We start from the raw sequence: 18,136 nt of genomic DNA, 5'->3' as shown, positions 1-18,136 counted from the left end.
CTTCCAGCAGCGCACCGCCCACTGGCGCTCGTCCTCGAAGGGGCTGGCCCAGCGGTACATCGGCTGCACCGAGGCCAGGCCCACGCCGGCGGCGCGCATCGCGGCCTTGAACTCGCGCATGCGCGGCTGGGTCGCGCGCGGCATCACCCACCAGTCGAGGAAGTCGCTGCGTGGCGACAGCTCGATCTGGTCGTAGCCGAGCTCGGCCACCGCCGCGGGCAGCTCGGTCAGCGGCAGGTGGCGGATCATGTAGGGGTCGAGGGCGATCTTCATGGGCGGGTCTCCTGGAATGTTCGGTGTGGGACGGGGGCGATGCGGGGGTCGTGAAGGACAGGGCGGCAGGCCGGCCCCCGCGGTCCGGCCTGTCTCGATCAGCCTTGGCGGCTGTAGAAGGCGGGGCGCTCGGGCAGCGCGATCGGCAGGATCTGCTTCGTCTTGCGCGCCTCGATGCAGGCCTCGGCGGTGACGCTGGCGACATAGCCGTCCCAGGCGTCGGGGCCGTTGACCTCGCCGCGCACGGTGGCCTCGATCCAGTCCTGCAGCTCGACGTCGTAGCTGTCGATGAAGCGCAGCTTCCAGTCCATCAGGAGGCCGGAGCCCTGGCGCGCGTTCGAGCGCAGCGGCACGCTCATCGGCTCGGGCAGGCTGGCCACGCCGGTCTCGCCGACGACATGGCACTGGATGTCATAGCCGAAGCGGCAGGCGACGAAGATCTCGGTGTCGATGCGGATGCCCTGGCGGGTCTCCAGCAGCACGGTGATCGGGTCATGCAGGCCGGCGTGGGCGTTGCGGGTCTTGCGGCCCTCGATGACCTGCACCGAGACGTAGTCGTCGTTCAGCAGCCAGCGGAAGACGTCGATCTCGTGGATGAAGGTGTCGGTGATGCTCATGTCGCCGACGTACATCTCCGGCACCGCCGGGTTGCGGTGGGCGGCGTGCACCAGCAGCGCGTCGCCGACGGTGCCGGCGTCCAGCGTGGCCTTCAGCGCGCGGTAGCCGGCGTCGTAGCGGCGCATGAAGCCGACCTGCACCAGCTTCTTGCCGGCCTGGACCTCGGCCTCGACGATGCGGCGCGCGCCCTCGGCGGTGACGGCCAGCGGCTTCTCGCAGAAGACCGGCTTGCCCGCGGCAATGCAGGCCAGCACCTGCTCCTCGTGCGCCGGGCCCCAGGAGGCGACGACCAGCGCATCCACGTCCGGCGCGTCGATGACGGCCTGATAAGTGTCGAGCACGCGGGCCTTGATGCCCGACATTTCCGAGAACTGGGTCGCCGCGGCGACATTGATGTCGTTGATCGCGACGACCTGGGCGCCAGCGAGCTTGAAGTGCAGCCGACGGGCGTGTTCCTGGCCGATGCCGCCGCAGCCGATGATGCCGATACGCAGGGTCATGATGTCTCCTTGAGGGGTTTCGCGGGTGTCGCGTGGGGTGAACCGTGGCCTCAAGCATCTCCAGAACGGAAATGGATTTCCATTCCGGCGTGGACCAGATCTGGTCATCCCGGCCGCGGCCGCCTCAGTCCCTCCAGCGCACCCAGACGCCGCCCTGGTCGGCCGACTGCACGCAGCGCTCGACCCAGCGCACGCCATGCACGCCGGCATGCACGTCCGGGTAGCGCAGCGAGGCCAGGCGCGCGGCGTCGCCCCGGTCGGTGGCGTCCATCGCCAGCGCGAAGCGGCGGTAGAGGTTGCTCCAGGCCTCGAACAGGCCCTCGGGGTGGCCGCCGCCGATGCGGTCCTCGGCCCGCGCGGCCGCGTCCAGGTAGCCCATGCCGCGCTCGAGGATGCGCACCGGCTCGCCCTGCACCTCCAGGCGCAGCTGGTTCGGCTGCTCGTCCCACCACTCCAGGCTGGCGCGGCTGCCGATGACGCGGATCTTCTGGCCGTGCATCGAGCCGGCGTTGACCGCGCACGACCAGACATAGCCCACCGCGCCGCTGGTGTACTTCATGATCGTGAAGGCGTTGTCCTCCAGCGGCGCGCGGCCCGGCACGAAGCTCTGGCGCGAGCACAGCAGCTCGTCGATCTCCAGGCCCGGCAGCATCACTTCGGAGAGGTAGAGCGGGTGCGTGCCGATGTCGCCCAGCACGTAGCTGGGGCCGGCCATCTTCGGATCGACCCGCCAGCGGGTGGCGGCGCTCTCGCGCTCGGCCGGCGCGCAGTGGAAGCCGTGGGCGAACTGCATCTGCACGATGCGGATCTCGCCGAGCTCGCCGGCGGCGATGCGCGCGCGTGCCTCCTCGATCAGCTGGTGGCCGGCGTAGCCGTAGGTCACGCCCAGCACGCGCCCGCGCGCCTGGGCCAGCGCCTGCAGCTCCAGCGCCTCGGCGGTGGTGAAGCACAGCGGCTTCTCGCACACCACATGCAGCCCGGCCTCCAGGGCCGCCTTGCAGATCTCGAAATGCGTGCCGTTGGGCGTGGCGATCGAGACGGCCTGGATGCCGTCGGGGCGGCGCGCCTCGGCCTCGAACAGCGCGTGGTAGCTGTCGTGGCAGCGCTCGGGCGCCACGCCCAGGCGCACGCCGAAGTCGCGGCCCGCCACCGGGTCGATGTCGAAGGCGCCGGCCACCAGCTGGAAATTGGCATCGCGCAGCGCCGCCGAGCGGTGGATGTAGCCGATCTGGCTGCCGCGGCCGCCGCCGACCATGCCCCAGCGCAGCGGGGCGGCGAGTTCCATTTCACCGTGGATCATGGTGAGTCTCCGTATCGGTATCGTGGGTCTTGGACATCACTGGAAGCCGATGCCGCGCAGGAAGTCGCGGCTGATGCGCACGTCGCGCAGGCTGGTGTCGGCCTGGCGCGGATCGCGTTCCTGCTCGACGGTGATGTGGCCCTGGTAGCCGATCTCCTGCAGCACCGCGCGGATGGCGGGGTAGTCGAGCGAGCCCTGGCCGATCGGGCACATCACGCCACGGGCGCAGGCCTCGAAGAAGGGCACCGGCGCGCCGGCCAGCACCTCGCGGTGGCGCGCCGCATCGACGTCCTTGAAATGCACGTAGTCCAGCCGGTGGGCGAACTCGCGCAGCCAGGCCACCGGGTCCATGCCGGAGTAATGCAGGTGGCCGGTGTCCAGGCACAGGCCGGCGGTGGCGTCGGGGATGTCGGCGGCGATGCGGCGGATCTCGTCGGCGAACTCGATAGAGCCGCCGGCGTGCGGGTGGATGACGCTGCGGATGCCGTGGCGCTCGCGCGCCAGATCGGCGATCTGGCGGATGTGATCGACCATGCGCGCCCAGTCGGCGTCGGACAGGCGGGGCGCGGCGTCCGAGCGGCCGGCGGCCAGATCGCGCTCGCGGTGGCCCCAGTCGATGATGACCAGATAGGGCGCGGGCCGGCGCTGTCCCGGCTCCGAGGCCGGCGGCGGCAGCGCCTTGAGCAGCGCGCCGATCTCGTCGGCCTGGCGCAGCAGCGCGGGCAGGTTGTCGGCCGACACCAGGTCGTCGAAGATCGTGCCGGCCACCAGGTGCAGGCCGCGCCGCTGCAGCTCGGCGCCCAGCACGCCGACGTCGAGCGGCATGTAGCCGTAGGGGCCCAGCTCCAGACCGGCGTAGCCGGCCTCGCGGGCCTCGTCGAGCACCCGCGCCCAGGGCGGCAGGTGCGGATTCTTCGGGTCGTCGACGCCCCAGCTGCAGGGGGCGCCGTGGATTCTCATCGCCATGAATCGGGTCTCCAGATGATGGTTCTCGTGATGGACCTTTTCAGATCCGCGGTGACGAGGATTCTTCTTTTTCCTCTGGAGACAAGGAAGATGGTGGCCTGCGGTTCGCATCGGCATCTATCATCCAGATCTCCGACTGGCTTGATAGATCCATCATGAAATCCGCCCTGCCGCGCGACACCGCCGCGCCGACGATGAACGACGTGGCCCGCGAGGCCGGCGTGGGCGTGGCGACCGTGGACCGGGTGATCAACCGCCGCGCGCCGGTGCGCGAGGACACCGCGCAGCGGGTGCTGGCGGCGGCCGAGCGGCTGGGATTCCACCGCACCGCGCTGATCCGCCGCCGGCTGGCCGAGCCCGCGGCCCGGCGCCGTCTGGGCTTTCTGCTGCAGGACCGGGCGATCGGCTTCTACCGCGAGCTCGGCCGCGAGCTGGAGGGCGCGGCCCGCGCCAGCCAGGCGGAGGCACGGGTGGTCCACCTGGCCGACCTCTCGCCCGAGCGGGTGGCCGAGGCGCTGCTGGAGCTGGCGCAAGGCTGCGACGCGGTGGCGCTGGTGGCGGCCGAGCATCCGCGCATCGCCGCGGCGATCACGACCGCCAGCGCGCGCGGCACGCCGGTCTTCGCGCTGATCTCGGACCTGCCCTCGCCGGAGCTGGCCGGGCATGTGGGCATCGACCACCGCAAGGTCGGCCGCACCGCCGCCTGGGCCATGGCGCGGCTGTGCCGCCAGCCCGGCCCGGTCGGGCTGATCCTGGGCAGCCACCGCTACCTGTGCCAGGAGCAGTGCGAGGCCAGCTTCCGCGCCTGGCTGCGCGAGAACGCGCCGGACTTCCGCATCCTGGAGACGCTGGTCAGCCTGGAGAGCGTGGCGCTGGCCGAGCAGGCCACGCTGGAGCTGTTGCACCGCCATCCCGACCTGGTCGGCGTCTATGTGGCGGGCGGCGGCATCGAGGGGGTGCTGCGCGGGCTGGCCGGCCAGCAGCGCCCGCCGGGCCTGCAGACGGTCTGCCACGACCTGACCGACATCACTCGCCAGGCGCTGCTTGACGGCCATGCCACGCTGGTGCTGTCGCACCCGCGCGACTGGATCGCGCTGCGGCTGGTGCAGGACATGCACGACGCGCTGGCGGCCGACGCGCCCCGCGGCAAGGTGCAGTCGCTGCTGCCCTTCACCACGCACAGCGTGGCCGATGTGTGAGGGGACCGGCGGCGCCATGTCTCGCCGCCCTCAGCCGACCGCGCGCGGCCGGGCCGGCGCGGCCACGCCCGCCGGCCCCGCGTCGGCCGCGCCCGTGGATGGCCGCAGCGCACGGACCAGCGCGTGGCCCAGGGCCATCGCGCAGGCCTGGCCGATGCTGTCCGGCGTGCCGGCGTCGCCATGCACCAGCACGATCTCGCCCTGGCGGGCCACCGGGCAGAAGGGGTCGTCGGTGAGCACGATCAGCCGCGCGCCCTGGTCGCGCGCCAGGCGCGCGCTTTCGAGCGTCTCGCGGGCGTCGGGCCGCAGGCTGACGACGATCATCACGTCGCCCTCGCGCACGCCGCGCAGCTGGCCCAGGTGCATGCCGCCGAGCTGGTGCACCAGCTGCACCGGCACGCGGGCGTGCTGCTGCAGCGCCTGGGCCAGGCTGACCGCCACCGGGAAGGCGCCCGCGCTGCCAAGCAGCCACAGCGCCTGCGCGCCGGCGATGCACTCGACGGCGGCGCACAGCTCCGGACCGCGCAGGTCGCGGCGCAGATCGCGCAGCGCCGCGATCGAGGCCTCGATCACCGCCTCGGCGATGTCCGTGGCCGTGGCCGCCCGCCCCGCTGGCGGGATCGTGCCGGTCGCAGGACGGGGAAGCACCAGGCTGTCGCGGAACTGCTGGCGCAGCTCGTTGTAGCCGGAGAAGCCGAAACGCTGGGCGAAGCGCACCACCGCCGACGGATGCACCGCGCACTGCTCGGCCACCTCGCGGATGCCGTGCAGCACCAGCCGCTCATGGTGACGCTCGACATGCTGCGCGATCGCCTGGAGCTGGCCGCTCAGGGTCGGGAATTCGCGCCGGATGCGCTTGAGCAGGGCCTCGGCCCGGCCGACCGGGTCACGCAGCGCCTGCACGGACGAGGTCACCATGGCGAGGCCCGATCTCAGGCGCGGGCGTAGAAGTCCGGGCGCTCGGCGATGCGCACCGGCGCGATCGACTTGCTGCGGCGTGCCTCGACGCAGGCCTCGGCGGTGGCCGAGGCGAAGTAGCCGTCCCAGGCGGTCGGGCCGGTGACAAGGCCCTTCCTCGTGTCGTCGATCCACGCCTGCAGCTCGACGTCGTAGCTGTCGATGAAGCGCATCTTCCAGTCCATCAGGATGGCGCCGCCCTGGCGGCCCTGCGAGCGCAGCGGCACGCTCATCGGCTCGGGCAGGCTGGCGACACCGGTCTCGCCGACGACATGGCACTGGATGTCGTAGCCGAATCGGCAGGCGACGAAGATCTCGGTGTCGATGCGGATGCCCTGGCGGGTCTCCAGCAGCACCATGATCGGGTCGTGCAGGCCGGCGTGGGCGTGGCGGCTCTTGCGGCCCTCGATGACCTGGCAGCTCACGTAGTCGTCGTCGAGCAGCCAGCGCAGCACGTCGATCTCGTGGACATGCGTGTCGGTGATGTTCATGTCGCCGACGTACATCTCCGGCACCGACGGGTTGCGGTGCGCGCAGTGCACCATCAGCGCGTCGCCGATGGTGCCGGCCTGCAGCGTCTGCTTGAGCTGGCGGTAGCCGGCGTCGTAGCGGCGCATGAAGCCGACCTGCACCAGCTTGCGCCCGGCCTTGACCTCGGCCTCGACGATGCGCAGGCCGCCCGCGGCGGAGGTGGCCAGCGGCTTCTCGCAGAAGACCGGCTTGCCCGCGTCGATGCAGGCCAGCACCTGCTCCTCGTGGGCCGGGCCCCAGGAGGCGATGAGCAGCGCGTCCACGTCAGGCGCCTGGATGAGGTCCTGATAGTGCTCGTAGACGCGGGCGCGGATGCCCGAGGCTTCCGAGAACGCCTCGGTGGCTTCGCGGTGGATGTCGTTCAGGGCGACGACCGTGGCGCCCTGGAGCTTGAAGTGCAGGCGGCGGGCGTGGTCCTGGCCGATGGCGCCGCAGCCGATGATGCCGATACGCAGGGTCATGATGGCGGTCTCCAGGGCGGATCAGTCGAAGGCGCGCGGCAGGGCGAGCTTGAGGGTGTGCACCGACTTCTTCACGCCGTCGAGCGGCGACATGGACAGGTCCTCCATCTCCAGGCTGACCGGGCCCTCGTAGCCGATGTAGCGCATCACCGCGTAGTACTCCTTCCACCACTGCACGTCGTGGCCGTGGCCGAGGGCGACGTAGTTCCAGGCGCGCTTCGTCGGGTCCATCATCCAGGTGGTGTCGATGAGCGTCTGCGCGCCAGCGATGCCGCGCTCGATGCGCACATCCTTGGCGTGCATGTAATGGATCAGCTCACGGCCGTACTCGCGCAGCGCCGCGATCGGGTCGCCGCCCATCCACATGTGGTGGCTGGGGTCGAAGTTCACGCCCACCACCGGGTCGATCACGGCGCGCATCTTCCTGGCGGTGGCCGGGTTGTAGACCAGGTTGTAGTGGTGGTTCTCCAGCGCCACGCGCTCGATGCCGCAGTCCTTGGCGAGCCGGGCGGTCTTTTCCCAGTACGGGAAGAACACCTCGTTCCACTGGTAGTCGAGGATGGCCTCGTGCTCGGGGAAGAAGCTGCTGATGATCCAGTTGACCGAGGTGTCGTGCCGGTTGGCGCCGGGGCAGCCCGACATCATGACGATGGTCTTCACGCCCAGCAGCTCGGCCAGGCGGAAGGTCTTCTCGACGACGACCTTGTGCGCCTCGCCCTTGGCATTGGGGGCGAGCTGCTCGCCCGAGCAGTTCAGCGCCGAGATCTCCAGGCCGCGGGCACGGATGGCGCCGAGGTAGGCGTCGCGCGCGGCGCGGCTCTCCAGCAGCTCGTCCAGGGGCACGAAGGGCGCCTTCGACCAGTTGCCGCAGCCCAGCTCGACCGCCTCGAAGCCGAGACCGGCGACGGTGTCGAGCATCGGCTCGAAGGGGAGGTGGCCGAGCACATCGGTCACCAGGCTCATCTTGTTCATGGTTCGGCCTCCTGGCCAGGAATCAACAACGGGGGAAAACACGGCAAAGACCGCGGCGCAAGCCCGATTCAGGCCAGGCTGTCGCCCGACCCTGCCTCAAGGCGGGCCTGCAGCGGCGGTCTTCGGGGGGATGGACGGGGATGCGCGCTCAGGCGGGCGAACCCGGCTGCGGCATCACCGGACGCGTCACTTCATGTAGTTCGTGACGTTCTCTTTGACGATCGACTCGAAGGGAATCAGCATCTCCTTGGGCAGCGGCTTGCCCTCCATCGCCATCTTCACGACCTTGTAGGCGCCTTCGGCTTGGCCGCGGGCGTTCTGGAAGATCGACTGCGACATCTCGCCGGCCTGGATCGCGGCCAGCGCGTCCTTGGTGCCGTCGATGCCGGAGATCATCACGCCCTTGCGGTTGGCGGCCTTGAGCGCCTGCAGCGCGCCCAGCGCCATCTGGTCATTGGCGGCGATCAGCGCATCGAACTTCGGGAAGCGCTGGATCCAGTCCTCGGTGACCTTCATGCCTTCGGCGCGGTCGTAGTTGGCCGGCAGGTTGGCCAGCACCTTGACGTCCTTGCGGCCGGAGAGCGCCGCCAGGAAGCCTTCCTGGCGCTCCTTCGAGTGCGACAGGCCCGGCTGGCCCTGCAGGTAGACGATCTGCGCGTTCTTCGGCAGCACGCGGACCATGAACTCGCCCTGCATGCGGCCCGCATCGACGTTCTGCGAGCCCACGAAGGTGTAGGTGCCGCCGGCGGCCTTGATGCCCAGCGCGATCACCGGAATGCCCGCCTTGTTGGCCTTCTCGATGCCGGGGACGATGCCCTGGAAGTCGACTGGCACGATGACGATCGCGTTGACCTTCTTGGCGATGAAGTTGTCGATCTGGTCGAGCTGGCGGCTGACATCGCCGTTGGCGTCGGCGAACAGCACGCTGAGCTCCGGCGAGGCCTTGGCCGCCTCGGCGAAGGCGGTCTTGCGGCTCATCGTGAACACGTCGGTGTCGGCCAGGTTGGTGTAGCCGACGACGAACTTGCCGGCCGCGGCCGACAGGCCCGGCACGGTGGCCAGCACGGCGGCCAGGGCGAGGGTCTTGAGGGTGATGCGCTTCATGGTGATGTCTCCTGGGATCGGTGGGTTGTCTCCGGGCCACCTGGCCCGGTCTTCCCGAGGTCAGGCCGCGGGAATTCTGGGAATGCAGGGGATGGGGAGGGGACTCAGGCCTTGCGCCCGGCGCCCGCCGACTTGGTCTTCACGTCGAGGATCACCGCCACGGCGATGATCAGACCCTTGACGATCATCTGCCAGTAGGAGCTGACGTTCATCAGGTTGAGGATGTTGTTGATGACGCCGATGATCAGCGAGCCGATCAGCGTGCCGGTGATGGTGCCGGTGCCGCCCATCAGGCTGGTGCCGCCCACCACGACAGCGGTGATCGCGTCGAACTCGTAGGCCACGCCGGCCGCAGGCTGGCCGGAGTTGATGCGCGACATCAGAACGATGCCTGCAATCGCTGCGAGCAAGCCATTGAGCACGAAAGCCTTGCGCAGCACGCTGTCGGTGTGGATGCCCGAGGCGTGGGCGGCACGGATATTGCCACCAACCGCATAGACATGCCGACCGAAACTGGTGCGGTTGAGCAGCACCCAGCAGGCCACGGCCACCACCGCCAGGATGATCACCGAGATCGGCACCGGGCCGACGAATCCCTGGCCGATGATGGCGAAGTCGCCCAGGCCCGAGATCGGCGCACCTTCGGTGTAGAGCAGGATGGCGCCGCGGGCGACGGTGGTCATCGCCAGCGTCATGATGAACGACGGGATCTTGAAGGTGGTGATGATCCAGCCGTTGAGCAGGCCGGTGACCACGCCCATGCCCAGGCCGGCGGCGACCGCCAGGCCCAGATTGCCGGTGAGCGACATCACGCTGGCGGCGATCGTGCCGGTCAGCGCCACCACCGAGCCCAGCGAGACGTCGATGTGGCCCAGGATGATGATGAAGGTCACGCCGCAGGCCAGCAGGCTCACCACGACCACCTGGCGCAGCACATTGGTCAGGTTGGGTGCCGTCAGGAAGTTCTCGTCGAGCAGCGAGGCGAGCACGAAGATGCCGATGAAGATCAGGATCGTGCCGTATCGGCGGTAGATCTCCGAGAAGCTCATCCGGCGCAGCCGGGCGAAGAAGCCAGTGTTGTCGGCGAAGGATTGGGAATAGGGGGTCTGGATGCCGTTGCTCACGGTCGTCTCCTGGTCGTTCTTGATGTGTCGGGAAAAGCCGGGCACGCTCAGTGCAGCGTGCCGCCGGTGGCCAGCGTCATGATGTTTTCCTGCGTGGCCCGGGCGCGCTCGATCTCGCCGGCCACCCGGCCCTCGCGCATCACCACCACCCGGTCGCTCATGCCGAGCACCTCGGGCAGTTCCGAGGAAATCATGATCACCGCCAGTCCTTCGCGGGCGAAGCGCGTCATCAGGCGGTGGATCTCGGACTTGGAGCCCACGTCGATGCCGCGGGTCGGCTCGTCGAGGATCAGCACCTTCAGGTCGCCCAGCAGCCACTTGGCGATGACGATCTTCTGCTGGTTGCCGCCGCTGAGCGTGCCGGCCACCGTGTCGAGGCTGGCGCACTTGATCTGCAGCATCGCGCGCATCTCCTCGCACTTCGCCTCCTCCTGGGCGGGCGTCAGCAGCGGCCCCTGGGTGAAGCGCTGCAGGTTGGCCAGCGAGATGTTCTCGCGCACCGAGCGGCACAGCACCAGGCCCTCGGCCTTGCGGTCCTCCGACACCATCGCGATGCCGTGGCCGATCGCCTCGGCCGGGTGGCGCAGCGTCAGCGGCCGGCCCTCCAGGACGATCTCGCCGGCATCGACCGCATCGAGGCCGAAGATCGCCCGGACCACCTCGGTGCGGCCCGCGCCCACCAGGCCTGACAGCCCCAGGATCTCGCCGCGGCGCACCTGGAAGCTGACGTCGCGGAAGACGCCACGCCGCGTCAGCCCGCGCACCTCCAGCACCACGTCGCCGATCGGCACGTCTTCCTTCGGGAAGATCGAGGTGATGCTGCGCCCGACCATCAGCGCGATCAGCCGCTGCTCGTCATAGGCCGAGGCCGGGCCGGCATCGACATGCTGGCCGTCGCGGATGATGGTAATGTCGTCGGCGATGCGGAAGATCTCCTCCATCTTGTGCGAGATGTAGATGATCGCCACGCCGCGCGCCTTCAGGTCCTCGATCTGGCGGAACAGCATCTCGACCTCGGTGTCGCTGATCGCCGAGGTGGGCTCGTCCATGATGAGCAGCGCGGCCTGGCGCGAGATCGCCTTGGCGATCTCGACGAGCTGCATGCCGGCGATCGACAGCGTGCCCATCGGCTGCTCGGCGCGGTAGCGCAGGCCCAGGCGGTCGAGCAGCGTCTGCGTCTCGCGGTTCATGCGCTCGAAATCGACGAAGCCGCGCAGCAGGCCGGCGCGCATCGGCTCGCGGCCCAGGAAGACGTTCTCGGCGATCGTCATCTCCGGCACCGGGCTGAGCTCCTGGTGGATCATCGCGATGCCCATCTCCAGGGCCGCGCGGGTGTTCTGGCTGTCGAGCGGGCGGCCCTTGAAGCGGATCGAGCCGCCGTCGATGGCGTGCTCGCCGCTGAGGATCTTCATCAGCGTGGACTTGCCCGCACCGTTCTCGCCCACGAGCACATGCACCGTGCCCGCGCGCACCTTCAGGTTCACGCCGTCGAGCGCCTTGACGCCGGGGAAGGTCTTGACGATGCCGGCCATCTCCAGGACGACCTCGTTCTGGGCGACGGGCATCAGCATGCGGGCTCCGTCAGGCGGTCATTGCGGCTCATGGTCTTGTCTCCTGTCATCGTGGGTGGATGTTAGTTTTTGGAAAGTGGTTTCTGTCGCACGGCACGGATGAAACTGTCATAGACTTTCATTCACGAATGAAAGGATGAAAGAAAAATGTCAGGGTTCACCCCCGGCCGACGGGCCACCATCGCGGATGTCGCGCGCGAGTCGGGCCTGAGCCTGTCCACCGTCGACCGGGTGCTCAATGCCCGCGCCCCGGTGCGCTCCGACACCGCGGAGCGGGTGCGCCAGGCGGCCGAGGCGCTGGGGTTCCGCGCCTCGGGCGTGATCGGGGAGCGGGTGCGCAGCGCGGTGCCGCGGCGCACGCTGGGCTTTCTGCTGCAGCATTCCGAGCCCCAGCTCTACCGCTCGCTCGCACGCTGCCTGACCGAGGCGGTCGACGGCGCGCCCGGCATCAAGGGGCAGGCGCTGGTGGACTACATGGACGACATCTCGCCCGATGTCGTGTCGGCGCGCATGGAGGCCATGGCCGAGCGGGCCGATGCGATCGCGGTGGTCGCGGCCGACCACCCGCAGGTGAGCGCAACCATCGAGCGGCTGCGCACCCGTGGCGTGCCGGTGTTCTCGCTGCTGCACGACATCAGCGCGCCAGCGCGCAGCGGCTACGCCTGCATGGACTGGCGCCGCGTCGGGCGCACCACCGCCTGGTTCATGACACGGCTCACGCGGCGCCCCGGCAAGCTGGCCCTGTTCGTCGGCAGCCACCGCTTCCAGGGGCAGGAGCTGGCGGAGATGAGCTTCCGCTCCTATGTGCGCGAGCACGGGCCGCGCTTCGAGGTGCTCGAGGCGCTGGTGACGCTGGAGAACGAGCGCATGGCCGGCGAATGCCTGCGCGACCTGCTGCAGCGCGAGCCCGATCTGGTCGGCTTCTACGTGATCGGCGGCGGGGTCGAAGGCGTGCTGCAGTCGCTGCGCGAGGAGCGCGCGCGCACCCGAGAATGGGACGAGGTGATCGGCGCCTGCCACGAGCTGACCGCAGTGTCGCGCCAGGGACTGCAGGAAGGCCATCTGCATGTGGTGCTGTCGCATCCGCGCCCGCTGCTGGCCCAGCGCCTGGTCGAGCGCATGCTGGCGGTGCTGGCGCAGCCCGAGCTGGGCCTGCAGCAGGTCGTCATTCCCATCGAAACCTGGACGCCAGAAAGCGTCTGATGCCTCTCGAAAAGAAAACCGTTTCCACAGCATCCACCAAGGGAAATCCTCGTTCTATTTCAGTGCCAGATTGAGGACGATGCCGCATCGATGCACCCCGACGAAGAAAGTCCAGCGACCATGACCGCCGCCCCGATGCCGCCGCCGACCGACGTGGCCGCCTTCCTGCACCGCATCACCGCGGAGTACGAGAACCTCAGCCGCCAGCTCAAGCTGATCGCCCGCCATGTCGAGGCGCACCGCGACCACCTCGGGCTTGAAGGCATCCAGGACGTGGCGGCGCAGTGCGGGGTGCAGCCCTCGGCGGTGGTGCGCTTCGCCAAGCACTTCGGCTTCAGCGGCTTCACCGAGATGCAGAAGCTCTTTCGCCAGGGCCTGTCCGCGCAGATCGCGCCGAGCCGCAACTACAGCCGCCGGCTGCGCGATGTCATCGAGTCCGGCTCGGGCAGCCTGAGCGAGGCGGAGATCGCGCACGAGTTTCTGCGCGGCAGCATCGCCGGCATGCAGGAGCTGCAGCAGGCGCTCGACGAGGAGGCTTTCTCGCGGGCGGTCGACCTGATGGTGCAGGCTGACGCGATCTGGATCGCCGGCTCGAGACGCTCCTTCCCGGCCGCGGTCTACCTCGACTACGCGCTGCAGCACACCGACAAGCGCATCGGCCTGGTCACCGCGCTGGGCAGCATGCACGAGGGCCAGATGCGCTCGGTGCGTCCGGGCGACGTGATGATCGCGATCTCCTACGCGCCCTACGCCGAGGAGACGGTGCAGGTGGCGCAGCAGGCGGTCGAGCGCGGCGCGCGGCTGATCGCGATCACCGACAGCCGCATGAGCCCGCTGGCGCGCGAGGCCACCGCCACCCTGCTGGTGCAGGACAGCGCGACCTTCGGCTTCCGCTCGCTGACCGCGACGATGGGCCTGGCGCAGAGCCTGTTCGTCGCGCTGGCCTTCCGGCTGGAGCTGTCCTACCGGCCGACGACGCTGGCCGCACGCGGCGGCACCGACCCGCTGGCCTGAAGCCGCTCGACCGGCGCCTTCAGCGGCGCGTCCAGATAGCTGCCTTCGCCGGGCAGGTTTTCCGGACCGAACAGGCGGAACTCGTTGGGCGCGCCGGGTCCCGGCTGCTCGACATGGCCGGTAGCGTGCAACAGATGGTGCAGGCTGGCGGCAACCTGGCCGTCCGGGTCCTGGTCGATCACCAGATCCATCAGCCCCAGGCGCAGCAGCGGGCGGTGCTCGTCGCTGAGCTCGTGGCCGATCCAGACCGGGCGTTCCGGCGGCGTGAGCTGGCGCAGCACCCGCGCCAGCCCGTCCGAGCCGGCGCCGCTGTGGTAGAGCCCGACCAGCGGCACGCCGTCGCGGCGCGCGTGGTGCAGCGCCGCCTCCAGCGCGATGCGGCCCAGCGCGGGATCGTCGCCGCACTCCACCGGCGCCAGCGCCTGCAACTGCGGCTGGCGCTCGGCCAGCGCCTGGATGCAGCCGCGCACCCGCTCGGCGTGGGCGCGGAAATCCAGCCGGTTGGTCAGGATCAGCACCCGACCGGGCAGACGCCGCGCCAGCCGGGCCAGGAAATGCCCGGCGGTGCGCCCGGCCGCGACATTGTCGATGCCGGCATAGCGCACGCCCTCCAGCGCGCCGATGCCGCTCATCAGCGCCACCACCGGCACGCCGCGCGCGAGCTGCTGCTGCAGCGCCGCACGCACCGCCGGGCTGTCGCGCAGCGCCACGATCAGGCCGTCGCGCCGGTGCGCGCTGCCGGCCAGCAGCGCCAGAACCCGGTGCTCGTCGTCGCCGTCGACGATGTGGCGATGGATCAGGATGCGCGGGTCCAGCATCTGCTGGATGCGCTGCAGCGCCAGGTCGAGCCGGTGCGCGTAGGGCGTGGTGCTGCGCGCCATCACCACGTCGAAGCGGGTCAGACCGTGGCGCGGATCGGGCAGCACGCGCGGCACACCCAGCTGGCGGGCGGCCGCGATCACCCGCGCGCGGGTCTCGGGCGAGACGCTGCCGCGCTCGTTGAGCACGCGGTTGACGGTGGTCTCGCTGACGCCCGCGGCGGCAGCGATCTCGACGAAGCGCGCGCTGCGCTTGCGGCGCGGTGCGACGGTCGGGGCGGGGGAGGGTGAAGGCACGCTCATCCCGCCTTCATGCCACGACTCAGGCGGTGACGGCAAGCGCGGCAACGCCGTCGCGGATGTGCGCCATGCTGGCCGCCAGCTGCGCCTCGATGTCGGTGGCCGCGGCCACCGACTCGGCGAAGGGCTCGAAGGAGACGAAGCCGGTGTAGCCCAGGTCGATCAGGCGGCGCAGCTGCGGCAGGTTGCCCAGGCGGTCGTCCTGGCCGACCAGCACGCGGTGGCCGTCGCGCATCTGGTTCACGCCCAGGCCGCCGTCCTCGACGCCGGAGACATGCACCAGGCCGGTGTACTCGGGGTAGAAGGCGTCCTCGCCGGCGAGGTGGTGATGGAAGGTGTCGTGCACCAGCAGGAAGGTGCCGTCATGGCCGACCTCCTCGATCGCGCGCACCGCCACCGACTTGTGGCGCAGCGAGCATTCCTCGAAGCCCAGCGGCTCGACCAGGCCGACCAGGCCGTGCGCCTGCAGGATCGGGCGCAGGCCGCGCAGCGCGGCGACCAGATCGGCGTAGCGCTCCTCGGTGCTGCGGCGGTCTTCCAGGCTGTTGAGCGGGCACATCACCAGCGCCTCGGCGCCGCAGGCCTGGGCGTAGCGGGCCAGCTCGGTGGCCTGGGCGGCGCGCTCGGCGTTGAAGACGTCGAAGGGGTAGAGCGCGTTGATCGAGCGGATGGTCAGGCCGTGGGCCTTGGCGATCGCACCGACATCGCCGGCGGGCATGCCGTCGCGCAGCTCGACGCCGGGCAGGTCGTTGCGGATCTCGATGGCGCTCACGCCCAGGCGGCGCGACATCGCGGCGAACTCGGCAAAGCCCAGGCGCGGGGCGCTGATGCGGTTGATGGCGAAGTGGATCGGGGTGCTCATGGACAGTCTCCTTGCGTTGGGGTCGGAGCGGACTCTAGAAGCCGTCATCGCCCTGCGGGCCGCCTGCATTGACCTGAAATGGTCATCGAAGAGGCACCGGCAGCACGAAACACTTTTCCAATGGAAAACACCAATGAAAATTCATTTTCATCGCTGAGGGTTCGCCGCTATAGTCACCCGCAACGCACACGGTCCCGAGCCATCAGCCGCGCACCGGTGCCATCCGCCGACCCGTCTCTGTCCTGTTCCGTCCCCGGAGATCCATCCATGAAGAATGTCGCCGTCTTCGGCGCCGGCCGCATCGGCCGCATCCACGCCGGCAACCTCGCCCGTCTGCCCGGCGTCAGCCTCAAGTACGTCTGCGACCCGTTCGGCGACAGCGCCGCGCAGCTCGCGCAGCAGCTCGGCGCGCAGGTCGCGACGATGGACGACGCGCTGCGCGATCCCTCGATCGACGCGGTGGTCATCGGCTCGCCGACCACGACGCACTCCGACCTGATCACCCGCGCCGCGGCCGCCGGCAAGCACATCTTCTGCGAGAAGCCGGTGGACCTGTCGGTGCCGCGCGCCGTCGAGTGCGGCGAGAAGGTGCGCGCCGCCGGCGTGGCCTGCATGATCGGCTTCCAGCGCCGCTTCGACCCGACCTTCAACGAGGTGCGCCGCCGCATCGACGCCGGCGAGATCGGCAACCCCGAGATGCTGGTCGTCACCAGCCGTGACCCGGGCGCGCCGCCGGTGGACTACATCAAGGCCTCGGGCGGCATCTTCCGCGACATGCTGATCCACGACTTCGACGTGTTCCGCTGGATCCTCTGCGGCGACGGCGACGAGGCCGCGTGGCTGAGCGCCACCGGCTCGGTGCTGACCGACCCGGCCGTGGGCACCGCCGGCGACTTCGACTCGACCGCGGTGACGATCCGCACGAAGCAGGGCCGCCTCTGCCAGATCAACACCACCCGCCGCGCCGCCTACGGCTACGACCAGCGCTTCGAGGTGCTGGGCTCCGCCGGCATGCTGCAGGCCGGCAACCACGCGCCCAGCGAAGTGCGCCAGTGGGACGCCAGCGGCATCAAGGCCGACAAGCCGGAGGCCTTCTTCCTGCAGCGCTACGCCGCCGCCTACCGCCTGGAGATCGAGCACTTCTTCGAATGCCTGCAGACCGGCGCGGCCTTCCGCACCACGGTGCATGACGGCGTGAAGGCGCAGATCCTGGCCGACGCCGCCGCCGAGAGCGCCGCCAGCGGCCAGCCGGTCAAGCTCTGATCCCTGCGGGACGCACGATGACGCACAACACGGTTTCTTCGTCCAGCCGCCTGCGCGTGGGCATCGCCGGCCTGGGCCGGCTGGGTCGCCGCCACGCCGAGGCGCTGGCCTTCTCGACCCGCCATGTCGATCTGGTCGCGGCCTGCAGCCCGGTCGCCGCCGAGCTGGAGCTGGCGGCCACCGAGTTCGGCATCGCGCCCGAGCACCTGCACGCCGACTTCGAGGCCTTCGTCAACGACCCCGCCATCGACGCGGTGGTGCTGGTGACGCCGACCTCGCTGCATGCCGATCAGACCATCGCGGCGCTGCGCGCGGGCAAGCATGTCTTCGTCGAGAAGCCGCTGGCCCTGAACGTCGAGGACTGCGAGCGCGTGCTGGCGGTCGCCGCCGAGCATCCGCAGCAGGTCGCGATGGTGGGCTTCGTGCGCCGCTTCGACCCGAGCTACCGCCGCGCCGCCGAGGACATCGAGGCGGGCCGCATCGGCCGGCCCTTCCTGGTGCGCTCGCAGACCTGCGACCAGAACGATCCGCAGGGCTTCTTCGTGCGCTTCGCGCCGACCTCGGGCGGCATCTTCATGGACTGCAGCGTCCATGACATCGACCTGGCGCGCTGGATGCTGGGCCGGCCGAAGGCGCTGCGGGCCTTCGCCAGCGGCACCATCGCGCTGCACCCCGGCCTGGCCGACTGCGGCGACGTCGACAACGGCCTGGCCATCGTCGAGTTCGAGGGCGGTGCCCGCGCCGTCTTCTACGCCAGCCGCACGCTGCCGCACGGCCACGAGACCACCACCGAGGTCATCGGCACCGAGGGCACGCTGCAGATCGGCTTCGGCGCGGCGCGTGACCGCACCGAGCGGCGCAGCGCGCTGGGCGTGCACCACGACGTGCTGCCCGACTTCTTCGAGCGCTTCCGCGAGGCCTTCGCGCTGGAGATGGTCGACTTCGTCGCCGCCTGCCGTGGCGAGCGTGCACTGACGCTGACGCTGTCGGACGCGCTGGAGGCCACCCGCATCGGTCTGGCGATCACGCGTTCGCTGCGCAGCGGCTTGCCCGAGGCGGTCTGAAGACAGGAAAAGCTGAAGCGCCCCCCGGACGGTCGA

General features: G+C 70.1%; 17 protein-coding genes. 5 read left to right on the top strand and 12 right to left on the bottom strand.

Annotated elements, in window-relative coordinates; genetic code table 11:
• The 4 genes from BW996_RS08190 to BW996_RS08175 form a co-directional block, all read right to left on the bottom strand.
• The coding region (locus BW996_RS08190; protein ID WP_139330797.1) for a sugar phosphate isomerase/epimerase family protein at positions 1-273 on the bottom strand (273 nt) is incomplete at its 3' end.
• Between the two features lie 98 nt (positions 274-371).
• Positions 372-1,391 (bottom strand): Gfo/Idh/MocA family protein, encoded by a 1,020-nt coding sequence (locus tag BW996_RS08185; RefSeq protein WP_037477003.1) that lies wholly within the window; start codon positions 1,389-1,391, stop codon positions 372-374.
• 124 nt (positions 1,392-1,515) lie between these two features.
• A complete protein-coding gene (locus BW996_RS08180) occupies positions 1,516-2,691 on the bottom strand; it encodes a Gfo/Idh/MocA family protein (protein WP_037477001.1) in 1,176 nt (391 codons plus the stop codon).
• Between the two features lie 36 nt (positions 2,692-2,727).
• Complete coding sequence (locus BW996_RS08175; protein ID WP_037476999.1) at positions 2,728-3,657, bottom strand: TIM barrel protein; 930 nt, start codon at positions 3,655-3,657, stop codon at positions 2,728-2,730.
• 155 nt (positions 3,658-3,812) lie between these two features.
• On the opposite strand from BW996_RS08175, the gene BW996_RS08170 reads away from it, so the two are divergent.
• Complete coding sequence (locus BW996_RS08170) at positions 3,813-4,856, top strand: LacI family DNA-binding transcriptional regulator (RefSeq protein ID WP_076458830.1); 1,044 nt, start codon at positions 3,813-3,815, stop codon at positions 4,854-4,856.
• A 30-nt stretch (positions 4,857-4,886) separates the two neighbouring features.
• On the opposite strand, the gene BW996_RS08165 is transcribed toward BW996_RS08170, so the two are convergent.
• The 6 genes from BW996_RS08165 to BW996_RS08140 all read right to left on the bottom strand — a co-directional run bounded on the left by BW996_RS08165 (position 4,887) and on the right by BW996_RS08140 (position 11,576).
• Complete coding sequence (locus BW996_RS08165; RefSeq protein ID WP_051631391.1) at positions 4,887-5,774, bottom strand: MurR/RpiR family transcriptional regulator; 888 nt, start codon at positions 5,772-5,774, stop codon at positions 4,887-4,889.
• 14 nt (positions 5,775-5,788) lie between these two features.
• Positions 5,789-6,805, bottom strand: coding sequence for a Gfo/Idh/MocA family protein (locus BW996_RS08160; protein WP_037476995.1), 1,017 nt, complete (start codon positions 6,803-6,805; stop codon positions 5,789-5,791).
• 21 nt (positions 6,806-6,826) lie between these two features.
• Positions 6,827-7,777 carry a sugar phosphate isomerase/epimerase family protein gene (locus BW996_RS08155; protein WP_037476993.1) on the bottom strand — a complete coding sequence of 317 codons (951 nt, stop codon included), beginning with the start codon at positions 7,775-7,777 and terminating at the stop codon, positions 6,827-6,829.
• A 186-nt stretch (positions 7,778-7,963) separates the two neighbouring features.
• Positions 7,964-8,881 (bottom strand): sugar ABC transporter substrate-binding protein, encoded by a 918-nt coding sequence (locus BW996_RS08150; RefSeq protein WP_076458829.1) that lies wholly within the window; start codon positions 8,879-8,881, stop codon positions 7,964-7,966.
• Between the two features lie 104 nt (positions 8,882-8,985).
• The gene (locus BW996_RS08145) at positions 8,986-10,005 is read right to left on the bottom strand and encodes an ABC transporter permease (RefSeq protein WP_241461788.1); all 1,020 of its coding nucleotides are present in this window, start codon (positions 10,003-10,005) and stop codon (positions 8,986-8,988) included.
• A 47-nt stretch (positions 10,006-10,052) separates the two neighbouring features.
• On the bottom strand, positions 10,053-11,576 hold the full coding sequence (locus BW996_RS08140; RefSeq protein WP_051631390.1) for a sugar ABC transporter ATP-binding protein: 1,524 nt from the start codon (positions 11,574-11,576) through the stop codon (positions 10,053-10,055).
• 147 nt (positions 11,577-11,723) lie between these two features.
• On the opposite strand from BW996_RS08140, the gene BW996_RS08135 reads away from it, so the two are divergent.
• On the top strand, positions 11,724-12,779 hold the full coding sequence (locus tag BW996_RS08135; RefSeq protein WP_037476988.1) for a LacI family DNA-binding transcriptional regulator: 1,056 nt from the start codon (positions 11,724-11,726) through the stop codon (positions 12,777-12,779).
• A 120-nt stretch (positions 12,780-12,899) separates the two neighbouring features.
• The gene (locus BW996_RS08130) at positions 12,900-13,793 is read left to right on the top strand and encodes a MurR/RpiR family transcriptional regulator (RefSeq protein WP_051631389.1); all 894 of its coding nucleotides are present in this window, start codon (positions 12,900-12,902) and stop codon (positions 13,791-13,793) included.
• Here BW996_RS08130 and BW996_RS08125 read toward each other — a convergent pair.
• Together BW996_RS08125 and BW996_RS08120 are read right to left on the bottom strand one after the other, a co-directional pair.
• Positions 13,742-14,908, bottom strand: coding sequence for a LacI family DNA-binding transcriptional regulator (locus tag BW996_RS08125; RefSeq protein ID WP_241461787.1), 1,167 nt, complete (start codon positions 14,906-14,908; stop codon positions 13,742-13,744). The genes BW996_RS08130 and BW996_RS08125 overlap by 52 nt on opposite strands.
• Positions 14,909-14,933: 25 nt before the next feature.
• The gene (locus BW996_RS08120; protein ID WP_037476986.1) at positions 14,934-15,773 is read right to left on the bottom strand and encodes a TIM barrel protein; all 840 of its coding nucleotides are present in this window, start codon (positions 15,771-15,773) and stop codon (positions 14,934-14,936) included.
• Positions 15,774-16,040: 267 nt separating this feature from the next.
• On the opposite strand from BW996_RS08120, the gene iolG reads away from it, so the two are divergent.
• The gene (iolG, locus tag BW996_RS08115) at positions 16,041-17,036 is read left to right on the top strand and encodes an inositol 2-dehydrogenase (protein WP_037476985.1); all 996 of its coding nucleotides are present in this window, start codon (positions 16,041-16,043) and stop codon (positions 17,034-17,036) included.
• A 17-nt stretch (positions 17,037-17,053) separates the two neighbouring features.
• Positions 17,054-18,100: a Gfo/Idh/MocA family oxidoreductase gene (locus tag BW996_RS08110; protein WP_037476983.1), complete on the top strand. Its 1,047-nt coding sequence runs from the start codon at positions 17,054-17,056 to the stop codon at positions 18,098-18,100.
• Positions 18,101-18,136 lie beyond the last annotated feature (36 nt).

This window comes from Sphaerotilus natans (assembly GCF_900156335.1).
Lineage (GTDB): Bacteria > Pseudomonadota > Gammaproteobacteria > Burkholderiales > Burkholderiaceae_C > Sphaerotilus > Sphaerotilus natans.
Note: the sequence above shows the minus strand (reverse complement) of the source record. Positions and strands in the feature narration are given on the sequence as shown.